Here is a 23218-nt window from a genome sequence, read left to right on the forward strand (position 1 = left end):
GTACAGCACGACTATATATTAATATAAATTTTAAAGAAGTAATTACTTAGATTCAAGTAATTACTTCTTTATTAAAATAAACAGGTATTTATTTAGAAAAAACATTTTTCCATTCAGAACGTTTTTCTAAGAATTTTTTCGCTTCTTCTTGTGCTCCTTCTAGAGAGTGAGAAGCAGCCCAGCCACATTGTACTTCATTACAAGCAGGAACTTCTGTTGCAACAAGAACATCTTCTAAAGTTTTAGCAAGGGCTTCTTCGATATTCTCATAGCTATCGTTATTTATTACAGAAAGATAGAATCCTGTTTGGCACCCCATAGGCCCAAAATCAAGAACATTATCAAGATGATTTCTAATAAGTTCAGCGATTAAATGTTCAAGTGAGTGAAGGCTTGGCATTTTTAGATGTTCCTTATTAGGTTGACAAAATCTAATATCATATTTATAAATTTTATCCCCGTTTTCTCCACTATAAACACCGACAAGGCGAATATAAGGTGCAACTACTTTAGTGTGGTCAAGATTGAAACTTTCAACGTTCATTTTTTTCTCAGTCATGATATTCTCCATTTCTATTGTTGTTAAGATTATTATACTATATTTAATTAAAATAAAAAAGAAGAAGAGATGAGTTTGAATTCATCTCTTCAAGCTTATTTAATATTTCTCTATTGGAATTAGTTTGTTCATAATAATTGCCACAATAGCGCCAACTGCGATTGGAGAACCGATTAAATATTGTAAAAATTGTGGTGCACTAGCTTTAAGGCCAGCAGGGATAAATAATAATCCAATAGTGAACATTAAAGGAACACCGATAATATATAATTCTCTTTCAGAAAAATCAAGGTTTTTAACAACTCTAAAACCGTTAAGTAGAATAATAATGCATACTACTGCAAAAACTCCTCCAATAACAGCAGCAGGTATAGAATTGATAATTGCTGAAAGTTTTCCTAAGAATGATAGAACAATAAACCAACCAGATGCAACAACAAAAACTTTTCTACTTGCGACACCAGTAATAGAGATAATACCAGCATTTGTAGAGTAACCTGTAACTGGAGTTGCTCCGACTAAAGCGGCTAGAAGACATCCAATACCTTCACCAATAACTCCTCTGTTGATTTGAGTGTCGTTAAGAGGCTTAACCATAACAGAGCTTACTGCGTACCATGTACCTGTTGTCTCAGCAAGTAGTACCATATAAATAATAATCATAGTAATAATTGCAGATGCTTCAAAATGTATATCATAGTCTAAAAATAAAATTTTTGGCATTGAGAAAAAACTAGCATCCTTAATTGACTGAGTACTAAAACCACCCATTAAATAAGCACAGAAAGTACCTATTCCTAATGAAATAATAACAGAAGAAATTTGGAAAATACGTTTAAACCTACTTGTTATATAATTTCCTAAAGATGAAAAGAAAATTAATGAAGCTGCAGTGATAAATGCAAGTAAGATATTTTGTTTCATAGTTAATCCATTTCCTTCAATGTAAATGTTGTTGACAAACGCAGAAGGCAGAAGTGTTAATCCAACAATCATAATAATAGTACCACTAACTATAGAAGGTATAAAGTTTTTAACGATATATTTATAAATACCAGAATATCCAAGAATAATAATTAAAATAGCTCCAACAATACTCGCGCCAAGAACGGTTCCCAGGTTCTTAGAACCCATATAGATTCCTATAATTGCTCCAAGCGGTATAAAAGATGGACCTTGACAGACAGGTAATCTAAGATAGAATAAAACCTGAATTAAAGAGGCAAGTCCGGCTCCTAAAAATGTAGATTGAATAAGCCCTGCAGCATCACCAGGTGATAATGCAAGTGCGGTTGCTAAAATAAATGGTGGTACATAAACGTCCATTGCTAAAACGTGCTGTAACCCTAAAATTGCGGATTGAGAAAATGGAATATCTTCATCAACTCCAATGGTAAGATGTCTATTTTTTTTCGACATAAAATGAAACTCCTTAAAAAATTTATTTAATAATCGAGTATAACTGCTCGTTCAGTTTAATTTTAAAATTTTACAAAATTAAATATAGTAATTAATAAAGACTAACTTTGTAAAGTGATTAAAATAACATTAATTATTTTTTTAAAACTCTTTTACCTTGAATCCAAACTTCACGAATATTTTCTTTTGTAGAAAGATAAAGTATTTTTTGTAGTAAATGTTTATCTTCTTCATTATCTAGGTAATTAGGTAGTTTATTATTTGGTGTGTTTATATCAATAACTTGAAAATCGCAAATGTAACCTTTTTTAAATATACCAAGCGGAAGTTTGAGTGCTTTTCCACCGCCGTGAGTTGCAAGATAAAATGCTTCAAAAATAGATACTTTCGAGTTGTTAATCCCACGTTGATTAGAAGGTAGATTATTATCAACTCCATCATTTAATAGGCGACTAGACATAACGGTTTGTTTGATATTATCATATAAACTTGGAGAAAAACCACCCGATATATCAGTTCCTAAACAAATATTTACACCTTCATTTTTAAGTTTGTTTACTGGTAGAACGGCGTTAGCAAAGTATGAGTTTGAAATAGGACAGTGACAAACAGATGAGTGATTATGTGAGAAAATTTTTGCATCGCTACTGTTAATAAAATTTCCATGAGCCATAACTGCTTTGTCAGTTAAAAGACCAAAACTAGCCAATACTTTAGTATCACGACGACCAAATCTTTCAGAAACAAAATTATGTTCCCAATCACTCTCACTACAATGACTTTGAATGTAAGTATTATATTTTTTGGCTAAAACACCCAATCCTTTTAGTGATTCATCAGTACAACTAGGAACAAAGCGTGGTGTAATGACTGGATAGACACCTTGAGGCACGTTTTTCCCTAGTTTTATAACATCTTTTATGAACTGTTCAGTATTTTTTAATGCTTCTTCTGTTGAATAATCACGATAAAAATTTGGGTTCATAGTTTTATCATCCATAACGACTTTTCCAACGAACCCACGTTGACCAAGGTCAGCGCAAATTTTTGCAAGTTCAAGTGTTGCTTCGTTATGGATAGTACCGAAATACATAGCAGATGTAGTTCCGTTAGCAAGTAGAGTTTTTACTAAATCGGTATAAACTTCTTTTGCATAATTAACGTCTTCGTACTTAGCTTCTAAAGGGAAGGTGAAATTATCTAACCAACAACTAAGTTCATCATCAAGTGCTAATCCTGCTTGTGGCCATTGAGGAGCATGGATATGTAAATCTATAAATCCTGGTAAAAGTATCTTATCCCCAAAATCATAAAAATTTTGATGAGAAGAATATTCAGTTAATTTTTCCACATAATTAGGATCATTATTTCTTATAACTTCATTAATAATTCCATTTTCTAATACTGTGATGATAGCATCTTTTAAAAATTCGATTTTTCCGTAGTGAATGCTATGAAAAAGAGATGCTTTAAAAATATTTTTTATAGTCATATGTTTATATCTCCTTGTAAGTTTAATAAATATACCACAAGAACCGAACTATGTCAATGTAAAATTTTCTAAAAGTAAATAAAAATAGATTTTACGAAGAATTAAATGTGTTTTTAGAGGCTAACGTTCGTATTTTTCAAGGAAGAGAATAGAATGGAATTTTTAAAATATAAAAAACCGAAGATATGTAATCTTCGGTATAATATTATCTAAATTCTTTTCTCTTTTTTGAAACCAGCATATCCACTCTAGTTTTTGCTTCTTCTAAGTAATTTTCTCCATTTTTAAGGAGTGAGCAGATAATATCTGTTATTTCTATAAAATCCTCTTCCATATAACCTTTAGTAGTCATTGCGGGAGCACCTAAACGAAGACCACTAGTTTTCATAGGAGGTAGTGTATCAAAAGGAATACCATTTTTATTACATGTTATATTAGCTTTACTCAATAAAAGGCTAGCGTCATGACCAGTTACTCCATAAGTAGAGTAGGTATCGATTAGACATAAATGGTTATCACTACCATCGCTAATAACAGGAATATTATTTTCTTTAAAAGTATTCACCATTACTTGAATGTTTTTAAGTACTTGTTGTTGATACACTTTAAATTCTGGTTTTAATGCTTCTGCAAAACAAATTGCTTTGGCAGCCACGATATGTTCTAGTGGACCACCTTGAGCACCTGGGAAAATCATTTTATTGATTTTTGTTGAAATTTCTTCATTATTTGTTAAAATAACTCCACCACGTGGTCCCCTAAGAGTTTTATGGGTTGTAGATGTTACAACATCAGCATAAGGAAGAGGGCTAGGATGAAGACCAGTAGCGACAAGCCCAGCTATATGAGCCATATCAACCATAAGATATGCACCTACCTCATCAGCAATTTCTCTAAATTTAGCAAAGTCAATTATACGAGAGTAGGCACTAGCCCCAGCAATAATCATTTTAGGTTGGTGTTCTTTGGCTAATTGTAAAACTTCATCGTAATCAATAGTATGAGTGCCTTTTGTTACTCCATAAGATACAACATTATATAACTTTCCAGAAAAGTTTACACGGCTTCCATGAGTTAAGTGTCCACCAGCATCCATACTCATACCTAAAACAGTATCACCAGGAGAAAGTAATGCCATATACACCGCGATGTTAGCGCTAGAACCTGAATGAGCTTGAACGTTAGCAAATTTTGCACCAAATAATTCTTTAAGACGCTCGATAGCTAAGCTTTCAATTTCATCAACAACCTCACACCCATCATAATATCTTTTACCAGGATAACCTTCAGCGTATTTGTTAGTTAATATACTTCCAGTAGCTTTTAAAATATCTTGCGATACAAAGTTTTCACTAGCTATAAGCTCGATATTCGTATTTTGTCTGTGTTGTTCTTTTTCAATAAGTTCAAAAATTTTATCCATAAAAACACTCCTTTATAAATTATTTTAAGTGTAAGAAAGTCTATAATCTAATTATAACAACTTATAAATTAAGAAGTAATAATTTAGAGATTATATGGATTGTAATAAAATACAAAAATACTTTTTACCTTATTGTTTTATATCATAGCATAGTATATAGAAAAAATAAAATAATTATCTAAATTTTTTATTTTCTATAAACTATTTAATAAATAAAATTTGTTACATCTTAAATTTTTTTATTTTTATTGTGACTCTACTAAATTTAGTAGAAATTAGAAAATATTTATGCTATAATAATAAGCGGGATACGTCTGTATTACTATCGAACCAAAATTTTAAGGAGAAAATTTAATATGCTTGTAGATAAACCATTGAAGCTGTTTTCATTGAACTCTAATATTCCATTAGCGAAACAAGTAGCAAAGTCACTAGGAGTAGAGCTAAGTAAATGTAGTGTTAAAAAATTTAGTGACGGAGAGGTTTCTATTAATATAGAGGAAAGCGTACGTGGATGTGAAGTTTTTGTTATTCAATCTACTAGTGGTCCTGTAAATGATAATTTAATGACTTTATTAATTATGATTGATGCATTAAAACGTGCCTCTGTAGATACTATTAACGTTGTAATACCTTATTATGGGTATGCACGTCAAGATAGAAAAGCGAGAAGTCGTGAACCAATTACAGCAAAATTAGTGGCAAACTTATTAGAAACTGCAGGAGCAAATCGTATTATTGCTTTAGATCTTCATGCATTACAAATTCAAGGATTCTTTGATATTCCAGTAGATCACTTGATGGCAGTGCCTATTATTGCTGAATACTTCAAAGGTAAACTTTCTAATATGGAAGAAGTAGTTGTAGTATCACCAGATCATGGAGGAGTTACTCGTGCAAGAAAATTAGCTGATGCTCTTAATACACCTATTGCAATAATTGATAAGAGAAGACCTAAACCAAATGTTGCTGAGGTTATGAATATTGTTGGAAATATCGAAGGGAAGATTTGCATTCTTATCGATGACATAATTGATACAGCAGGTACAATTACTTTAGGTGCTCAAGCACTTAAAGATAGAGGGGCAAAAGAAGTTTATGCAAGTTGTTCGCATGCGGTATTAAGTGGACAAGCATTAGAAAGAATAGAAAATTCTCCAATTAAAGAATTAGTATATGCTAATACAATAGATATACCTGAAGAGAAAAAATTAGATAAAATGGTTCCACTATGTGTTGGTGATTTAATAGCTAAGGCTATTTATAGAATACACCATAATGAACCAGTAAGTGTTCTTTTTGAATAATTTTAAAAAATAAAAATAAAAGGAGGCAACGAGTTCGTTGCCTTCTTTAAGTAGTTCTAATAGAGTCGATAGTAAAATATATATTGAAAGAGGCAACAAATGAAATTAATAGTAGGATTAGGAAATCCAGGAAAACAATATGAAAATACAAGACATAATATAGGTTTCATGATTTTAGACAAACTTGCAAAAGCGTGGAATATAAATTTTGATAAAAATAAATTTAATGCTGATTATGCAATAACGTACTACAATGGAATTAAATATTTACTTATAAAACCGACAACTTACATGAACCTTTCAGGTGAAGCGTTAAGAAAATTTTATGATTATTTTGAAATTGACATAGAAGACATTCTAGTAATCTATGATGATTTAGATACAAAGACAGCTAACTTTAAATTAAAAGCTAAAGGAAGTAGCGGTGGTCATAATGGTCTCAAGAGTATTATAAGTCACCTTGGAACTGAAAAATTCAATCGTCTAAAAATAGGAATAGATAGACCAACTCCACCTATGAAAGTAGTAGATTATGTGCTAGGAAGATTTTCTAAAGATGAAATGATAGATATTGAAAAAATTTATTCAAAGAGTATAAATTGCATAGAAGATTTTTCAAAAATGAGTTTTGTGGAGTTAATGAATAAATATAATTAGTATAAAAGCAGTGATAAAAAATGAGTAGGAAACTTGTTTTGAGTCCTGCTCTTTGTCATGAAAAGATAAGGAGAGAGCATGTTAAAACAAGAATTGTTGAAGATAGTAGATTTTGATTATGACAAAAAAATTAATAATATTGGAATTTATGGACAAAATATAACAACAAAAGCATTAGAAATTTATAATGAATTTGTTAAAAGCAATAAGAATGTTGTTGTAATTACACAAGATAAAGCGGAAGCAGAAGAACTTTTTTCATTGATTACTACATTAGAAAAAGAAACATATATTTATCCAGAAATAGATATTTTAAAAAGACACACAGCTAAAAGTAATGATTTAGTACAAAATTCTATAAAAGTCCTAGAAAACTTAGTTTCAAAAGTTCCAAGTATAATAATTATTCCTATTGAAGCAAGCTACAGAACATTAAAAGATCCTGAGAAATTTTTGAATACTACATTTGAAATTAATATAGAGACAGTAATAAATTTTGAGGACTTGCAGAAAAAACTAGTTGATATGGGTTATAATCGTGTTGACAGTGTCGATGTAGTAGGAGAATTTTCGAAAAGAGGAAGTATAGTTGATATTTTTAGTCCATTAAATGAAAAACCTATACGCTTGGATTTTTTCGATGATGAGTTAGATAGTATTCGTACTTTTGATGAAATTACGCAAAAATCTCTAGAAAAAGTAGAAAATGTGACTATATATCCAACGAATGACTTTTTCTTAACGAATGAAGAAAAAGATATTGTCGTAACAAAAATATTAGAACGATTGAAAGATGAAAAACTTAAACAAGAGGAAAACTATAAGGATATTAGTGACTATTTACAAGAAAAAATAGAAATATATAGAGCTACTGGGGATTTTAGTGAATTAGAGAGTTTTTCTAATCTAATATATGAACATACTTTTAGTATTGTAGATTATTTTACAGAGGATGTTGTTATTTTCTTTGATAATTATCATAAAATCACAGAAAAAGTTGAAAGTTTGCGTCAGTATTTTTTAACAAATTTACAAGAAATTAATAGAACATATATTCACCAAAATATTATTGACGATAATGCATTTGAAAAAATTCAAAATAAAAAAGTGAGAAAGTACTATTTATCTAATTTAAAATTAAATGAAAAAATTATAGAGAAAAGCTATAATATAGATATTACGGACTTGGTGTATTATGTTAATGAAGAATATTTAACTAAAGAAATAAGAGAAAAGTTAGATAATGATTATAAAGTTTTAATTTCTTTAAATACCCAAAAACAAAGACATTATGTTGAAAAGATTTTATTTGATAATTATTTTTATGATGATATTTATTACGGAATAAAAAATGGGAAGATTTTCATTGACGTTAATAAATACCATTTGAAAGGTTTTGAAGATAAGAAAAATAAAATATTTTTATTAACACCGCGTGAATTATTTACAGAAGAAGAACGAAAAAAACGCCGTGTAAAATTTAAATATACAAATTCTGAAAAAATAAGAAATTATCAAGAATTAAATATTGGTGATTATATTGTTCATATAAGCCACGGTATTGGTCTTTATGAGGGAATAGAGAATATCGAAGTCAACGGAGTGCATAAAGATTTTTTAAAAATAGTTTATGATGGTGGAGATGTTATTTATGTTGATATTAACAATATGAATTATATTCAAAAATATACTGCTTCAACAGATAACAGAAAACCACAACTAAATAAACTTGGAACTAAAAAATGGCAACAAGTAAAAAATAAAGTTCGTCGTGAAATTGAAGATATTTCAGAAGACTTGATTAAATTGTATATAAAACGTGAGTTAAGTTCAGGATATGCATATAGTTTTGATAGTAGCTTGCAACAAGAATTTGAAGATGACTTTTCTTTTATACCTACCGATGACCAATTAAAAGCAACTGAAGAAATAAAACGAGATATGGAAAAACAACGTCCTATGGATAGACTCTTATGTGGAGATGTAGGTTTTGGGAAAACTGAAGTTGCCATGCGTGTTGCGTTTAAAGCAGTTATGGATGCAAAGCAAGTAGCAGTTTTAGTACCAACAACACTTTTAGCTGAGCAACACTATGAAAATTTTGTTAATCGTTTTGCAAACTTTCCTGTTAATATAGAGGTAGTTAGTCGTTTCAAAAGTGCAAAAGATATTACAGAAATTTGCAAAAGATTACGAGAAGGGAAAATTGATATTATTATCGGAACACATAAACTTCTTAATGATAAATTTAAATATAAAGATTTAGGTTTATTGATTATTGATGAAGAGCAACGCTTCGGTGTTAAACACAAAGAGAAGATAAAACACTTAAAAAATACGATTGATGTTCTGACACTAAGTGCAACACCAATACCAAGAACATTACATATGAGTTTGATAGGTATTCGTGACTTGTCAGTAATAGAAACCCCACCAAGTGAACGACAACCGATTCAGACTTTTGTTACCGCACAAAATAGCATGATAGTTAAAGAAGCGATTATGAATGAAGTTTCTCGTGGTGGGCAGGTATTTTATGTTTATAATAGAGTAGATAGCATAGATGAAAAATATTTGGAGTTGAAAAGATTATTACCAGATATAAATATCGCATACGCACATGGTAGAATGACACAACGTGAACTTGAGCGTATTATGTCTGATGTAATTGATAGAAAATATGATTTATTAATTACAACTACAATAATAGAAACAGGAATTGATATTTCTAATGTTAATACTCTTATTGTAGAAGATGCAGATCGTTTTGGTCTCAGTCAGCTATACCAACTTCGTGGACGTGTAGGAAGAAGTAGTAGAGAAGCTTATGCTTATTTAATGTATCAGCCATTTAAAGCTCTTACAGAAAACTCTGAGAAAAGATTATCCGCAATTAAGAATTTTACAACTTTAGGAAGTGGATTTAAAATTGCTATGCAAGATTTATCAATTCGAGGAGCGGGAGATGTTCTTGGTGGACGTCAACATGGATTTATTGACTCTGTAGGGTATACATTATATTCACAAATGTTAGAGCAAGAGATTCAAATGAAAAAAGGTATATTAGAACCTATTTTGGAACGAGATAAAACACAAGATGCAGAGTATTATGAAAATATAATAAAAGAATCCGCTCCAAAACTTCAAAAAGATCTTTTTGAAGCAGAAAATGATGATTTTGAGATTAAATTAAATGTAGATGCATTTATTCCAAAAGAATATATTAGTAGTGATGCAGACAAAATAGATTTTTATAAACGATTAAATAGTGTTATTACTGATGAGGAGATTGATAGTATGGTAGAAGATTTAATTGATAGATTTTCTGATTTTGGCACAGAGGTTACTAATTTAATTGATATTTGTTACTTAAAAGTTAAAGCAAAAGAGTCGAGAGTTACAAGTGTCAAAGAACTTGCAAACAAAGTAATTGTAACTTTTGAAAAAGATATAGTAAATAAATTAAAAGGAAAAGAATTGTTTGCTGCCTTGATGCCACATAAAGATGTGAGAATTATTGCTAAAGATGGGTTCTTTTTAGAAATAGATAAAAAAGAGCGTTACAGTATTCGTCGTATTAGAGATATGATAAATCTAGTAAAAGAAAATATGGAGGAAACTAATGACAAAGATTAGATGCCCATGGGCAAAAGGAGAGTTAGATACAAAATATCACGATACTGAATGGGGAAAAAAAACTCATGATGAAAGAGAGTTGTTTGAATATTTAATTTTAGAAGGAATGCAGGCTGGACTTAGTTGGTCATTAATTCTAAAAAAACGAGAAAATTTTAGAAAAGCTTTTGATAATTTTGACTATAATATTTGCGCGAATTATAGCGATGACTATTTAAACTCTTTACTAGAAGATGAGGGTATTATTAGAAATAAGTTAAAAATATATGGTGTGAGAAAAAATGCATTAGCCTTTTTGAAAGTAAGAGAAGAATTTGGAACTTTCGACAACTACATTTGGCAATTTACAGATTTTAAAACGCTTAGTTCAAATCTGAAATCTTATAAAGATACGCCTAGTAATACTGAATTATCAGATAAAATAAGCAAGGATATGAAAAAAAGAGGATTTACTTTTGTAGGAAGTACAATCATATACAGCTATATGCAAGCGATAGGAATGATAAACGATCACCAAGTAGACTGCTTTTGTTATAGCGACTGTAGGTAGATAAGTATTAAAATAAAATTTGTATAATTGTATTAAAATTTAACTATAAACTTTACTTTATATCGAATAACGTCTATAATAATAAAAGTGTTAAATTTTATGATAGGATTTAGTATGAATAAGAGAACTGTTAGTATTGAAGAAATTATAGAAAACAAAAAATACATTAAAATATTCGATGATGAGATAAAAAAAATAAGAGAAATTCCTAAAATGCCCAAATGTGAATTTATCCATATCGGAGCAACAAGTACAACAGATGTTATTGGGGAAAAAATAGTTGATATACTTGTTGTTGTAGAAAATTTACATGAGATAACAACATTTGACGAAAAAAGATTAAATAATATAAGTTATCATAGAATAGCTCATAATGGTACTAAGGGTGTAATTAAGTATGTGAGACTTACAGACTATTTTTCTATGAGCTATGATGTAATATTATATGTAGTTCAACGCGGGACAGAAATACATAATGATTTTTTAAAATTAAAAAAGGTGTTTGAAAAAGAGGAATTAAAGGCTGAGTATAATGAATTTAAACTTATTAATAAAGAATATACGTTTAAAGATTACTCAAATAAAAAATTAGAGTTTATAAATAAAATGTTAAAGAAGGTAAGAATAGATGATTAAAGCACAAGGTATAGAAAGCGTTGTTCGTAATAGTGAAGTATTATTTAATGAACCGCTAAAAAAATACAGTTTTACTAAAACGGGAGGCAATGCTGAGGTTTTAGTACGTGTAAAAACAGAAGAAGATTTTCAGAATATAATCAAATATAGTTATGACCACAAAATAGAATTGACTATTTTAGGAAATGGATCTAATGTTTTAATTTCTGATACTGGAATAAGTGGAATTGTTGTTATAACTAGTGATATGAATAATATAGAATTATCAGAGGAAAATATATTATCGTGCTATGCAGGAACAACATTGAAAGAACTTACTGATTTTTGTATAGAAAATAGTTTGACTAATCTTGAATTTTCATGCGGTATACCAGGAAGTGTAGGCGGTGCAATTTTTATGAACGCTGGAGCTTATGGTGGTGAAATGAAAGAAGTAGTAGAAAAAGTAGAAGTTTTTGATAGAAAAGGTAATAAGAAAGTGTATTCTAATGAGGACATGAATTTTTCTTATAGACATTCTGTAATTCAAGAAACAGGAGAGACTATTTCTAAAGTTTACTTTAAAATGATAGATGGAAACAAAGAAGAAATAATAGCTAGAGTTAATGAACTAAATAAAATGCGTGAAGAAAAGCAACCATTAGAGTATCCTTCATGTGGTTCTGTTTTCAAAAGACCGGTTGGTTATTTTGCAGGGAAATTAATTCAAGATGCTGGTCTTCAAGGATTGACTGTGGGAGGAGCTCAGGTTTCAACAAAACATGCTGGATTTATGGTGAATATAAATAATGCTACTTGTGAAGATTATAAAAATTTAATAAAAAAAGTTCAAGAAGAAGTATTTAAACATTCTGGCGTTAAACTAGAATGTGAAGTTAAAGTTCTAGGAGAATAGTAAAAACGTTAGTCATAATTTTATGACTAACGTTTTTTTATATAGGAATGCGCTAATATGTTTAATAAAATTATTTTTGATTATCAATAAATTTCTTATAGGCACTAAGATTTTGCTCGTTTTTATTATTTGTTTTCGGCGTGTAAAATGAAGAATCTACCAAGTTATCAGGTAAATATTGCTGTTTTACATAGCCATTCGGATAAGAGTGGGGATATCTATAGCCGACTCCACGATTAAGTTTTTCTGCTCCAGAGTAATGACTATCACGTAAGTGGTCTGGAATAATAAACTTAGGATTACGATTTGTTTCAGCTAAGGCATTATCGATTGCCATAATTGCACTGTTTGATTTTATCGAAAGTGCCAATTGAATAACAGCATTTGCTAAAGGAATACGAGCTTCAGGAAGACCCAGCATTTTTGCACTTTCTACCGCAGCATGAACGAATGGACCAATATTCGGATTCGCAAGCCCGATATCTTCATAGGCTATAACTGTCATTCTACGATAAATAGTATCTAAATCACCACTATCAATTAATAACGCAAGGTAATATAAAGATGCATCAACATCACTTCCTCGAATAGACTTTTGAAAGGCGCTAATAATATCATAAAAAGCGTCGCCATCTTTATCATAGTTTTTGAATTTTCCTAGTGATAAACTCAGAAGTTTTTCCTTTGTTATATGTTCATCCTCGTTGGATAAGTTATATAAAATTTCAAATGTATTAAGTGAAAATCTTAAATCACCTGATGAATTAAGTGCGATAGCTTTAAAGACATCATCATCAATAGAAAGATTTTTAGAAAATATTTCGTTGTTTCTTGCTATTTTCTTTAGATAATTGTAAATATCATCTTCATTAATTTGTTTTAGTTCAAAAATCATAAGGCGAGATCTTATAGCAGGATTAACAGTATGATAAGGGTTGTTGGTAGTACAACCGATAACATAAATATTATCATATTCAATTTCAGGAAGAAGAATATCCTGCATAGGTTTTGTTAGTCTATGGAATTCATCTAAAAGTAAAAGAACTTTTTTAAATCGTTTAGATTCTTCAATAACCGTAGTTAAATCCTTTTTAGAACAGTTTACAGCATTCAATATTTTGAATTTATAATCTAATTCGTTAGCTAATGCATTTGCTATTGAAGTTTTACCTGTACCAGGAGGTCCATATAAAATAAATGAAAACATTTTTTTGCTTTCTACTATTTTTGTTAGAACTTTATTTTTTCCAATAAGATGTTGTTGTCCAATTATATCAGTAATTTTTTTTGGACGAAGTTCATTAATAAGTGTTTGCATATTTACCTCCCAATTTTTTAATTCAACTTGATTATACCATACAATTTTAAATTTTACATAATGTAAATTTTATGGTAAAATAAATTCATCATCAAAACGGGGATGTTTAGGATTCGACAGGGATGCTAGTCTTCTTGGTGGCATGTAGGAGGGTTGGCTCCTTTAACAACACACTCAGTTAAATATAACTGGCGAAAAAACAAATTACGCTTTAGCAGCTTAATAGCTAAAGGCTGATTACTTTGTTCGACTGTGGCAAAGCTAATCGGTTCATTATAAGCAGTCTACGATTTTTTACTTCCGTTTGTAGTAAAAAATAAGAGAATAATCAAACTCGTTTTTCATTGCCTGTTTATCGGCTTAAGTGAAAAATTAAATTTAATAGGTAAACTAAACATGTAGAAGCTAAGGGGAGGTTTTCTTGGACGCGGGTTCAAATCCCGCCATCTCCATACTGTTGCTAGAGTAGAAATACTCTAGTATTTTTTTATATATTAGTCAGCGAAATTAATTTTTTAATTTTTTTCTTATAAAAGTTAATTATAATTATTTGCTAATATAAAGATTTATATAGTATAATAATGGTGTAGAGAAAAAATATCTTGGGAGGCGATAATTATGATGAAATTAAAGTCAGTATTTAAATTTGGTGATTTAGACAACCAAGAAGAAGTTTATAATGGCGGTGTAATATCTATACTTCTAGCGATAGGTAGACATTTATGGTTAAGCATAACCAATATTGTTAAAGCATTAGGATATACTTTATATCTAGTAACTTGGTTGATATATATAATGACGGTAATAATCGCAATAGGATTTGTGTTGTACTATATTTATTTAGTAGCATTAGTATTATTTTAAGAGTATACATTATAAAATAAAAACAGCTGTAAAGGAGCCTTTAAATGCTCTTTTATAGCCATTTTTTGTAAGAAGACAAGTTTGTAAATAGTTATCAGTTATGCTATAATATACCTATAATCAAAAGGAAGTAAAAAAGGATGCTAATTAAATTCTCAGAAAAGCTTTATTATACAAAACAACGATATATGTATTTGGAACCAACCATCGGTTATGTAAAAGGAGAAAATTTTTCTGTCATGCTTGATGCAGGAAATGGTCCAACCCAAGTAGAGATGTTTTTAAAAGAACTTGAGGAGAATTCTTTGCCTATGCCAAGTTATGTTATTCTTACCCATCATCATTGGGATCATAGTTTTGGAGCGGGATACCTAGATATTCCAGTAATTTCTACAGAACGCGCAAAAAGTTCTTTAATAGAATTATCTAAGTTAAAATGGGATGATGAAAGCTTATATAAAAGAGTAGAAGAGGGAACGGAAATAAAATATAGCGCAGATGTATTAAAAAAAGTTTATGAGAATCATGAAATAAAAATAAAAATTCCAGATATGCCTAAACGTGCAGATTTCACGCTTAATTTAGGTGGAGTAAAGATAATCTGTTTCAATAATGATAATTCGCATTCTGATGATGCATTTTTAATTTATATTGCTGACGAAAAGGTATTATTTTTAGGAGATAGTCATGCTAAAAATTATTATACACAGCCAATGAGTTATAATAAAATCAAACTTCACGATTATATCGATAAGATTAGTAAAATTGATTTCGAGTATGCAATTCCAGGACATGGAAATATTTTTACGAGAAATGAGTTACTAACTTATTTAGAAAAAGAATATATAAAAATGAGGTGATTAAATGGCAAATTTATATTTGTACCTTGATTGGATTCTTTTAATCTTAATGTCACTTACATTTTGTCAACAACTATTCTCAAAAAAATTTAATTTTTATGGAGTACTTTCCATTCTAAGTTTGGCAATATATATTGCTTTACATTCTTATTCAACAGGGTTAAGTATTTTTGTATTTGTTCTTTTCCTTGGAGGAATAGCACTTATTGGCTTGGAAATGTTTATACCAGGAGGAATAGTTGGGACTGTAGGTATAATTACCTTGATTTATGCAATAATTTATGTTAATGAATCAACTTATAATATTGCATTCATCATAATTGTATCATTTATGTTAGGCGTAGGTTTATATTTATTTAATAGAAAAATGTTAAATAAAAAATTAACTTTCTTAAATCAACTAGTGTTGAATGACGCAATTTCTACAGAAGAAGGTTATGTTGCAAGTGAGAGCCGAGTAGATTTAATTGGTAAAAAATTGCTAGCGTATACTGACCTTCGTCCAGCGGGAGTAGCAGCTCTAAATAATGAAAAATTTGATGTAGTTACAGATGGGGATTTTGTAGAAAAAGGTAATGAAATTGAAGTTATACGTGTCGAAGGTATGCGTATAGTTGTAAAAAAAATTTAATAATTTAAAGGAGGAAATGTTATGCCAGAATTAGTTTTCACAGGTATAATTTTAGTGGTAGTACTAATTGTATTATCAATATTTTTCACTTTCTTTCCGCTTGGACTTTGGATTAGTGCTATAGCAGCTGGTGTTAAAGTTAGTATCTTTACACTTGTTGGTATGCGTTTAAGACGTGTTATTCCAAGTAGAGTAATTAATCCGATGATTAAAGCTCATAAAGCGGGATTAGCTGTAACAATAAACCAGCTAGAAAGTCACTATTTAGCTGGGGGGAATGTAGATAGAGTTATTAATGCTCTTATTGCTGCACACCGTGCAAATATAGTAAGCTTAACGTTTGAACGATGTGCCGCTATTGATTTAGCAGGACGTGATGTGCTTCAAGCCGTTCAAATGAGCGTTAACCCGAAAGTTATAGAAACACCTTATATTGCAGGGGTAGCTATCAACGGGATTGAGGTTAAGGCCAAAGCTCGTATTACAGTTCGTGCAAATATTGAAAGACTTGTTGGGGGAGCTGGGGAAGAAACAGTTATCGCTCGTGTAGGTGAAGGTATTGTATCAACTATTGGTTCATCTGAATCACACACAGTAGTATTAGAAAATCCAGATAGAATTTCTAAAACAATTCTTGATAAAGGTCTTGACGCAGGTACTGCATTTGAAATCCTATCGATTGACATTTTAGATGTAGACATCGGCCAAAACATTGGTGCAAACTTACAAACAGAACAAGCTATTGCTGATAAAAACATCGCGCAAGCTAAAGCTGAACAACGTCGTGCAATGGCGGTAGCAGCTGAACAAGAAATGAAAGCAAGAATTCAAGAAATGCGCGCGAAAGTAGTAGAAGCAGAAGCACAGTTACCACTTGCTATGGCAAAAGCATTCCAAGATGGTAATTTAGGAGTTATGGATTATATGAATTATAAAAACCTAGAAGCAGATACAGGAATGAGAGATTCAATCAAACGTATGTCTCAACCAGATGTACAAGAAAAATAATAACTAAATAAAGGAGGGGCTAAAATGACATTTTTAATTTTTGCCGTACCAATAATAGTTATCATATTTTTAGTTATTTTTGTTACAGTTTTGGCTTCAGATAGTAAAAAATATCGTAAAAATTTAGATAATTCTAAACAGATGGAACTAGATCGTGCTAGAGAATCTGCACTAAAAGCTGTTGAAGAAATGCGACGTATAAAAGAAACTGCTGCTCCAGAATATGAAACAAGTAAGCAAGTATCAGTACAACAGGAAATAACCGAAACTGCGTCTAAACAAAATGAAAAAGAAATTTCACGTGAATTAATACAACAAAAAGCTCAAGCACGAAAAAATATAGTTTCAGTAGAAAATAGGACAAATAAAAATACTATTAACGAATATCAAAAATATTATAATGACAATTATAATAAAGGAAGAAGTAAATTCAATCAACAGCGAAATTTCAGACAACAAACATTTAAACAAAATAATATACCTAGGTTAGAATTTTCTAGAGAAAATCTGGTAAGAGGTTTAATTGCAAAAGAATACTTGAATAGGAAACAAGGTGGTAAAGTATGAATACAGCAATATTTTTTGCATTAATTGCATTAATTTCTTTTGTTTTAGATAAAATGAAAGATGGTAAACCTAAAAAACAAAATACCCAAAATACCAGAAAGCTAAAGAAAAACCCAAAAGCTTCAGAGAAAAGTTCTCAAGAAATTAAGCGCTCGAATGAATTTAAAAATAGCCCTAAAAAAAATACTCGTGTAATAGTAGATAGAGAAAAAGAGATATATTCAAACTCTAAAATTATCGATAAAGAAAAAATTGTGAATGATATAATTTTTTCGGAAATTTTGTCAAAACCAAAAAGTAAAAGATAAAAATTAGGAGGTATAATTATGAAGAAAACTTTTAACTATATAAGTTATTGTATATATTCATTTATACCTCTTTATTTTGTCCTGTTAATTTATACTATAATAAAACAGGATCTGATAGATACAATATTATGCTTAGTTCTTATTTTATATTCTATTTTTTCACTAATTTTATTAGTTTGTTCTAGACCTAGCGATATTTTTGTATGCTCAAATAAAGAATTAAAAAAACAACGAGGAATTGATTATGGATACTTGATTTTAATGATTATTATGACATTTTCAATTATAAATGAAAAGCTGTATTTTAGTTTTAAATTAGCGTTCTTATTAATTATATTTTTTATTTTATTTAAAATTTTATTCAAATATAAAAATTACAGTTTAACATTATTAGGATATAAAATGTACTTTATTCGTGATAAGATAATCTATAGCAAAAAAAATGAAGAAGAATTAAATAAGTTTTTGAAAGAAAAGAAATTTTTACAGATTATAAAGATATCTGATAACATATTTTTAGAAATCGATAAGTATGGAATGACAAAATATTATTGTAAAGATTGTTAATTATAGTTTAGGATATGAGTATATAATAGATTATATATTAAAAACATATTTTATTTTAGCAGAAATTATAATAAGAATTTAGAGGGAGTATAGTTATATGATTACTCCTTATTAAGTCGTGAAAATAAAAGGAGATTACTATGAGAGCTGTCGATATTATAGATAAAAAAAAGAAAAGGCAAGAACTAACTAAAGAAGAAATAGATTTTCTATTAGAGGGTTATCTAGCAGAAACTATTCCTGATTATCAAATGAGTGCTTTTTTAATGGCTGTGTATTTTAACAATATGACAAAAGAAGAGCTAACGTATTTTACATTAAAAATGCGCAACTCAGGGGACATTATTACTTTTGATAATCTTGATTATTACTTGGTTGATAAACATTCTACTGGGGGAGTTGGTGACAAAGTTACAGTTGTCTTAGGGCCAATTTTAGCAGCTTTAGGAATGGCTACCGCAAAACTTTCTGGGAAAGGGCTTGGGCATACAGGAGGAACTATTGATAAATTTGAATCAATAGAAAATTTCAAGTTTAGCTTAACAAAAGAAGAGCTGGTAGAAGTAGCAGGTAAAACAGGAGTTGGACTTATGGGATACAGTGATAACATTGTACCATTGGACAAAAAAATTTATGCGTTACGTGATGTTACAGCAACAGTAGATAGTATCCCGTTAATAGCCAGCAGTATTATGAGTAAAAAGTTAGCCATACAATCTGACTTAATAATACTTGATGTGAAAGTTGGTGATGGGGCTTTTATGAAGACCATAGAAGATGCACGTGAATTATCTCGTCGAATGGTTGAGATAGGTAATAGTGTTGGTAGAAAAACTATTGCTGTTCTTACTAATATGGATGAACCATTAGGATATAATATAGGTAATGCTAATGAGATAAAAGAAGGTATCGAGGCGCTAAAAGGTCATTGGTCGGCTGATTTAAAAGAAGTTGTTTATGAAATTGTTTATATTGCACTTAAACATAAAGGTGAAGTTGAGACTTTTGAAGAGGCTAGCGAAAAAATAGATGAAGTAATAAAAAATGGGAAAGCTTTAGAAATTTTAAAAGACTTTATCTCACTTAGTGGTGGAGATGGACAGGTAGTTAATAACTATAAGTTGTTACCATTGCCAAAATCAATATCTGGAGTTTATTCAACTAAAGATGGTTTTGTAGAAAAAATTAAGGCTGAGGAAATAGGAAAAGCAGCTATGGTTATAGGTGCTGGACGCGCAACGAAAGAAGATGAAATAGACCATGCAGTAGGAATATTACTAAAGAAAAAAGCAGGAGACCTAGTAAAAAAAGGTGATTTAATAGCAGAAATTCATTATAATGATGATAAAAATATAGAACAAAGCAGGGCTATGATTATAGATGCATATGTCGTTGGTTCTAAAGAACAAAAAGGTATAAAAAATATTTTAGAAATAATAGAATAGAGGTAGAAATATGGAATTAAATAAATATATTGATCATACTATATTAAAAGCAACAGCAAGTCAAAAAGATATAGAAAAATTATGTGCAGAAGCGACTGAACATAAGTTTTATAGTGTTTGTGTCAATGGTTGCTATGTGAAAAATGCTAAAAAATACTTGGAAGGAACAGATGTGAAAGTTGCAGCTGTAGTTGGATTCCCGCTAGGAGCAATGACAACAGCAGCTAAAGTTTTTGAAGCGAAAGAAGCAATAGAAAATGGTGCTAGTGAGATTGACATGGTTATAAATGTCGCTAAGTTGCAAGATGGAGAATATGGATATGTTGAAGAAGAAATCCGTCAAATAAAAGAAGCTATAGGAAAAAATGTTTTGAAAGTTATAATAGAAACATGCTACCTTAGTGATGAAGAAAAAGTTAAGGCTTGTGAATTATCATTGAAGGCAAAAGCTGATTTTGTTAAAACTTCAACTGGGTTTGGTACAGGTGGTGCAACATTTGAAGATGTTAAGCTTATGAAAAGTGTTGTAGGAAACAACGCAAAAGTAAAAGCTAGCGGTGGTGTAAAAGATAAAGAAACTGCTGAAAAATATGTTGAATTAGGTGCAGAGCGTTTGGGCACAAGTTCAGGTATTGAAATAATAAAATAATTAAGATAATAAAAAGGTTAGCTTAGTGTTTGAATTAATGATTAAGCTAACTTTTTTAATTGTTTTTTATAGCTTATTAGCGGTATTTATTGTATAATAGAGAATGGTTTATTGTGTACATCAAATACTAGAGGAACTTAGTATTTTAATATTTGAAACGTGAATCTTAAGAAATTCACAATGGAGATAAAAATAAAAAGGAGATTTTTTATGTTATCAAAGTCATTTGAACAATATAAATTTAATGAATTTGTAAATAAAGCAATAGTAGATTTAAAATTTGATAATCCTACAAAAATTCAAGAGAGAGTATTCTCACCTGTATTAAAAGGTAAAAATATTGTGGCAAAATCACAAACAGGAAGTGGGAAAAGTCACTCTTTCCTATTACCAATTTTTAGTAAGCTAAATGTAGAAAAGAAAAAGACTCAAAGTATAATTTTGGCGCCAACACGAGAATTATCTCGTCAACTTTATGATATGGCAGTCCATATTGCAGAGTTTAGTGAAGATGATATAAAAATTACGCTATGCATTGGTGGTCAAGATTTGAATCGAGATATAGAAAGAGTATCAAATGCACCACACATTATAATTGGAACGCCTACTCGTGTTTTAGAATTAGATCGTGCAAGTGCTCTTGCTGTTAAAGAAGTAGAGACTTTAGTTATCGATGAATGTGATATGATGATTGATTTAGGATTTATGGAAGATATTGATAAAATTTCTAAACGTACTGCAGAGAACTGTCAATTCTTAGTCTTTTCAGCAACTATTCCTACACAAATGCATCATTTCTTAAAAAAATATTTGAAAAATGCTCAATATATCGAAGTTGATAATGCAAAATTTGGAAAAATCGAATATATTTTAATTCCAGAAAAAAGTTCAACGCGTTTAGAAAAACTGTATGAAATTACTACTGTAATCAATCCTTATTTAGCACTTATTTTTGCAAATAAGAAAACAGAAGTTGAGGAAGTAAGTAACTACTTAATTTCAAAAGGACTAAATGTTGGAGTTCTTCACGGAGATTTAACACCGCGTGAACGAAAACAAATGCAACGTCGTATTAATAATTTAGATTTTACTTATGTAGTCGCTAGTGATTTAATGAGTCGAGGAATCGATATTGAAGGTGTTAGCCATGTAATTAACTATAATATTCCTAATGATTTAGACTTCTTTATTCATAGAGCTGGACGTACAGGACGTGCTGGTTTAAATGGCGATTGTATTACAATCTACAATAATAAAGATGAAGAAAAATTACAAATTCTTGAAAGCCGAGGAATAGAATTTAATCACCAAGATATAAAAAATGGTGAGTTTATTGAAACTAAAGATAGAAATAAACGTCAAAGTAGAAAAAAAGTTGTTGCTGATCATAATTTAACGGAAAAATTAAAATCAAAAGTGCGTGTTTCTAAAAAAGTTAAACCAGGTTATAAGAAAAAATATAAATATAAAATGGATAAACTTAAACAAAAAGAAAGAAGAAAATTCGCTAAAAGAAGTAATAAAGCAAATAGAGGTAAATAATGAAAAATTTAAAGATTGGATCTCATGTATCAATGTCTGGAAAAGACATGATGTTAGGCTCTGTTAAAGAAGCAGCGAGCTATAGCAGTGATACATTTATGATTTATACAGGTGCTCCTCAAAATACGAGAAGAAAACCTATTGATGAATTGCGTATTGATGAAGCACATAAGGCAATGGAAGAAAACAATATTAGTGATATAGTAGTACACGCTCCGTATATAATTAATCTTGCTAATACAATAAAGCCTGATATTTATCAGTTAGCTGTTGACTTTTTACGACTGGAAATAGAAAGAACTGAAAAAATTGGTGCTAAAAATATAGTTTTACACCCAGGTTCTCATGTTAAAGCTGGTGCTGATGTTGGTATAGCTAGTATAATAAAAGGACTTAATGAAGTTTTAACAAAAGATATGAAAACAAATATCGCTCTTGAAGTAATGGCTGGTAAGGGTAGTGAGTGTGGACGAACATTTGATGAAATTGCAAAAATAATCGACGGTGTAACTTTAAATGAAAAGCTTACTGTTACTTTCGATACATGCCATGTCTTTGAAGGTGGGTATGACATAGTAAACAACCTTGATGAAGTACTAACTGAGTTTGATAAAATAGTAGGGCTTGATCGTATTCAAGTTTTACATATCAATGACAGTAAAAATACTTTAGGAGCACATAAAGATCGCCACGAAAACATTGGTTATGGTGGAATTGGTTTTGAAGCAATTAATCATATAGTTCATTTACAAGAGTTCACTAATATTCCGAAAATCCTAGAAACACCATGGTATGGTGAAAATAAGGACATAGCACCGTATAAAGATGAAATAGCTATGTTAAGAAGTGGAGAATTTATAGATTTCAAAAAATAAATTTTGGAGG

General features: G+C 29.9%; 22 protein-coding genes and 1 other RNA gene. 18 read left to right on the forward strand and 5 right to left on the reverse strand.

What is annotated here, in order from left to right; genetic code table 11:
• Positions 1 to 88 precede the first annotated feature (88 nt).
• The 4 genes from O3802_RS01405 to glyA all read right to left on the reverse strand — a co-directional run bounded on the left by O3802_RS01405 (position 89) and on the right by glyA (position 4893).
• Entirely contained in the window at positions 89 to 559 is a 471-nt protein-coding gene (locus O3802_RS01405) for an S-ribosylhomocysteine lyase (RefSeq protein ID WP_371457975.1), read from the reverse strand.
• A 99-nt stretch (positions 560 to 658) separates the two neighbouring features.
• Positions 659 to 1978 (reverse strand): uracil-xanthine permease family protein, encoded by a 1320-nt coding sequence (locus O3802_RS01410; RefSeq protein WP_371457976.1) that lies wholly within the window; start codon positions 1976 to 1978, stop codon positions 659 to 661.
• A gap of 133 nt (positions 1979 to 2111) precedes the next feature.
• Positions 2112 to 3470, reverse strand: coding sequence for a guanine deaminase (gene guaD / locus O3802_RS01415; protein ID WP_371457977.1), 1359 nt, complete (start codon positions 3468 to 3470; stop codon positions 2112 to 2114).
• A 205-nt stretch (positions 3471 to 3675) separates the two neighbouring features.
• Positions 3676 to 4893, reverse strand: a complete 1218-nt coding sequence (glyA, locus tag O3802_RS01420; protein ID WP_371457978.1) for a serine hydroxymethyltransferase — start codon at positions 4891 to 4893, stop codon at positions 3676 to 3678.
• A 356-nt stretch (positions 4894 to 5249) separates the two neighbouring features.
• Here glyA and O3802_RS01425 point away from each other — a divergent pair, with 356 nt between their 5' ends.
• The 6 genes from O3802_RS01425 (at position 5250) to murB (ending at position 12574) form a co-directional block, all read left to right on the forward strand.
• Positions 5250 to 6200, forward strand: a complete 951-nt coding sequence (locus O3802_RS01425; protein WP_004632328.1) for a ribose-phosphate diphosphokinase — start codon at positions 5250 to 5252, stop codon at positions 6198 to 6200.
• 99 nt (positions 6201 to 6299) lie between these two features.
• Complete coding sequence (pth, locus tag O3802_RS01430; protein WP_371457979.1) at positions 6300 to 6857, forward strand: aminoacyl-tRNA hydrolase; 558 nt, start codon at positions 6300 to 6302, stop codon at positions 6855 to 6857.
• A 78-nt stretch (positions 6858 to 6935) separates the two neighbouring features.
• Positions 6936 to 10493 carry a transcription-repair coupling factor gene (gene mfd / locus O3802_RS01435; protein WP_371457980.1) on the forward strand — a complete coding sequence of 1186 codons (3558 nt, stop codon included), beginning with the start codon at positions 6936 to 6938 and terminating at the stop codon, positions 10491 to 10493.
• Entirely contained in the window at positions 10480 to 11043 is a 564-nt protein-coding gene (locus O3802_RS01440; protein ID WP_371457981.1) for a DNA-3-methyladenine glycosylase I, read from the forward strand. The genes mfd and O3802_RS01440 overlap by 14 nt, the downstream gene beginning before the upstream one ends.
• A 114-nt stretch (positions 11044 to 11157) precedes the next feature.
• A complete protein-coding gene (locus tag O3802_RS01445; protein ID WP_371457982.1) occupies positions 11158 to 11679 on the forward strand; it encodes a GrpB family protein in 522 nt (173 codons plus the stop codon).
• Entirely contained in the window at positions 11672 to 12574 is a 903-nt protein-coding gene (gene murB / locus O3802_RS01450) for a UDP-N-acetylmuramate dehydrogenase (RefSeq protein WP_371457983.1), read from the forward strand. The genes O3802_RS01445 and murB overlap by 8 nt, the downstream gene beginning before the upstream one ends.
• A gap of 70 nt (positions 12575 to 12644) precedes the next feature.
• Here the strand turns inward: murB and O3802_RS01455 are convergent, their stop codons facing one another.
• Complete coding sequence (locus O3802_RS01455; protein WP_371457984.1) at positions 12645 to 13892, reverse strand: replication-associated recombination protein A; 1248 nt, start codon at positions 13890 to 13892, stop codon at positions 12645 to 12647.
• 98 nt (positions 13893 to 13990) lie between these two features.
• Here O3802_RS01455 and ssrA point away from each other — a divergent pair.
• The 12 genes from ssrA (at position 13991) to O3802_RS01515 (ending at position 23208) form a co-directional block, all read left to right on the forward strand.
• Positions 13991 to 14347: a transfer-messenger RNA gene (ssrA, locus tag O3802_RS01460) on the forward strand.
• 163 nt (positions 14348 to 14510) lie between these two features.
• Entirely contained in the window at positions 14511 to 14756 is a 246-nt protein-coding gene (locus O3802_RS01465; protein WP_371457985.1) for a hypothetical protein, read from the forward strand.
• Between the two features lie 140 nt (positions 14757 to 14896).
• Positions 14897 to 15616: an MBL fold metallo-hydrolase gene (locus tag O3802_RS01470; RefSeq protein ID WP_371457986.1), complete on the forward strand. Its 720-nt coding sequence runs from the start codon at positions 14897 to 14899 to the stop codon at positions 15614 to 15616.
• 4 nt (positions 15617 to 15620) lie between these two features.
• Positions 15621 to 16247 carry an NfeD family protein gene (locus O3802_RS01475; RefSeq protein ID WP_371457987.1) on the forward strand — a complete coding sequence of 209 codons (627 nt, stop codon included), beginning with the start codon at positions 15621 to 15623 and terminating at the stop codon, positions 16245 to 16247.
• 21 nt (positions 16248 to 16268) lie between these two features.
• Positions 16269 to 17255, forward strand: coding sequence for a flotillin-like protein FloA (floA, locus tag O3802_RS01480; protein ID WP_371457988.1), 987 nt, complete (start codon positions 16269 to 16271; stop codon positions 17253 to 17255).
• Positions 17256 to 17279: 24 nt separating this feature from the next.
• Positions 17280 to 17822 carry a crotonobetainyl-CoA--carnitine CoA-transferase gene (locus tag O3802_RS01485; protein WP_371457989.1) on the forward strand — a complete coding sequence of 181 codons (543 nt, stop codon included), beginning with the start codon at positions 17280 to 17282 and terminating at the stop codon, positions 17820 to 17822.
• Positions 17819 to 18130, forward strand: a complete 312-nt coding sequence (locus O3802_RS01490) for a hypothetical protein (protein WP_371457990.1) — start codon at positions 17819 to 17821, stop codon at positions 18128 to 18130. Before O3802_RS01485 ends, O3802_RS01490 begins: the two co-directional genes overlap by 4 nt.
• An 18-nt stretch (positions 18131 to 18148) precedes the next feature.
• The gene (locus O3802_RS01495; protein ID WP_371457991.1) at positions 18149 to 18697 is read left to right on the forward strand and encodes a hypothetical protein; all 549 of its coding nucleotides are present in this window, start codon (positions 18149 to 18151) and stop codon (positions 18695 to 18697) included.
• 140 nt (positions 18698 to 18837) lie between these two features.
• Positions 18838 to 20142, forward strand: a complete 1305-nt coding sequence (locus O3802_RS01500) for a thymidine phosphorylase (RefSeq protein ID WP_371457992.1) — start codon at positions 18838 to 18840, stop codon at positions 20140 to 20142.
• A gap of 10 nt (positions 20143 to 20152) precedes the next feature.
• A complete protein-coding gene (deoC, locus tag O3802_RS01505; protein WP_371457993.1) occupies positions 20153 to 20791 on the forward strand; it encodes a deoxyribose-phosphate aldolase in 639 nt (212 codons plus the stop codon).
• Positions 20792 to 21001: 210 nt separating this feature from the next.
• Complete coding sequence (locus O3802_RS01510; protein WP_371457994.1) at positions 21002 to 22333, forward strand: DEAD/DEAH box helicase; 1332 nt, start codon at positions 21002 to 21004, stop codon at positions 22331 to 22333.
• Positions 22333 to 23208, forward strand: a complete 876-nt coding sequence (locus tag O3802_RS01515) for a deoxyribonuclease IV (protein WP_371457995.1) — start codon at positions 22333 to 22335, stop codon at positions 23206 to 23208. Before O3802_RS01510 ends, O3802_RS01515 begins: the two co-directional genes overlap by 1 nt.
• The last annotated feature ends 10 nt before the right edge of the window (positions 23209 to 23218 follow it).

The organism is Gemella sp. 27098_8_92 (assembly GCF_041433685.1).
Classification (GTDB): Bacteria; Bacillota; Bacilli; order Staphylococcales; family Gemellaceae; genus Gemella.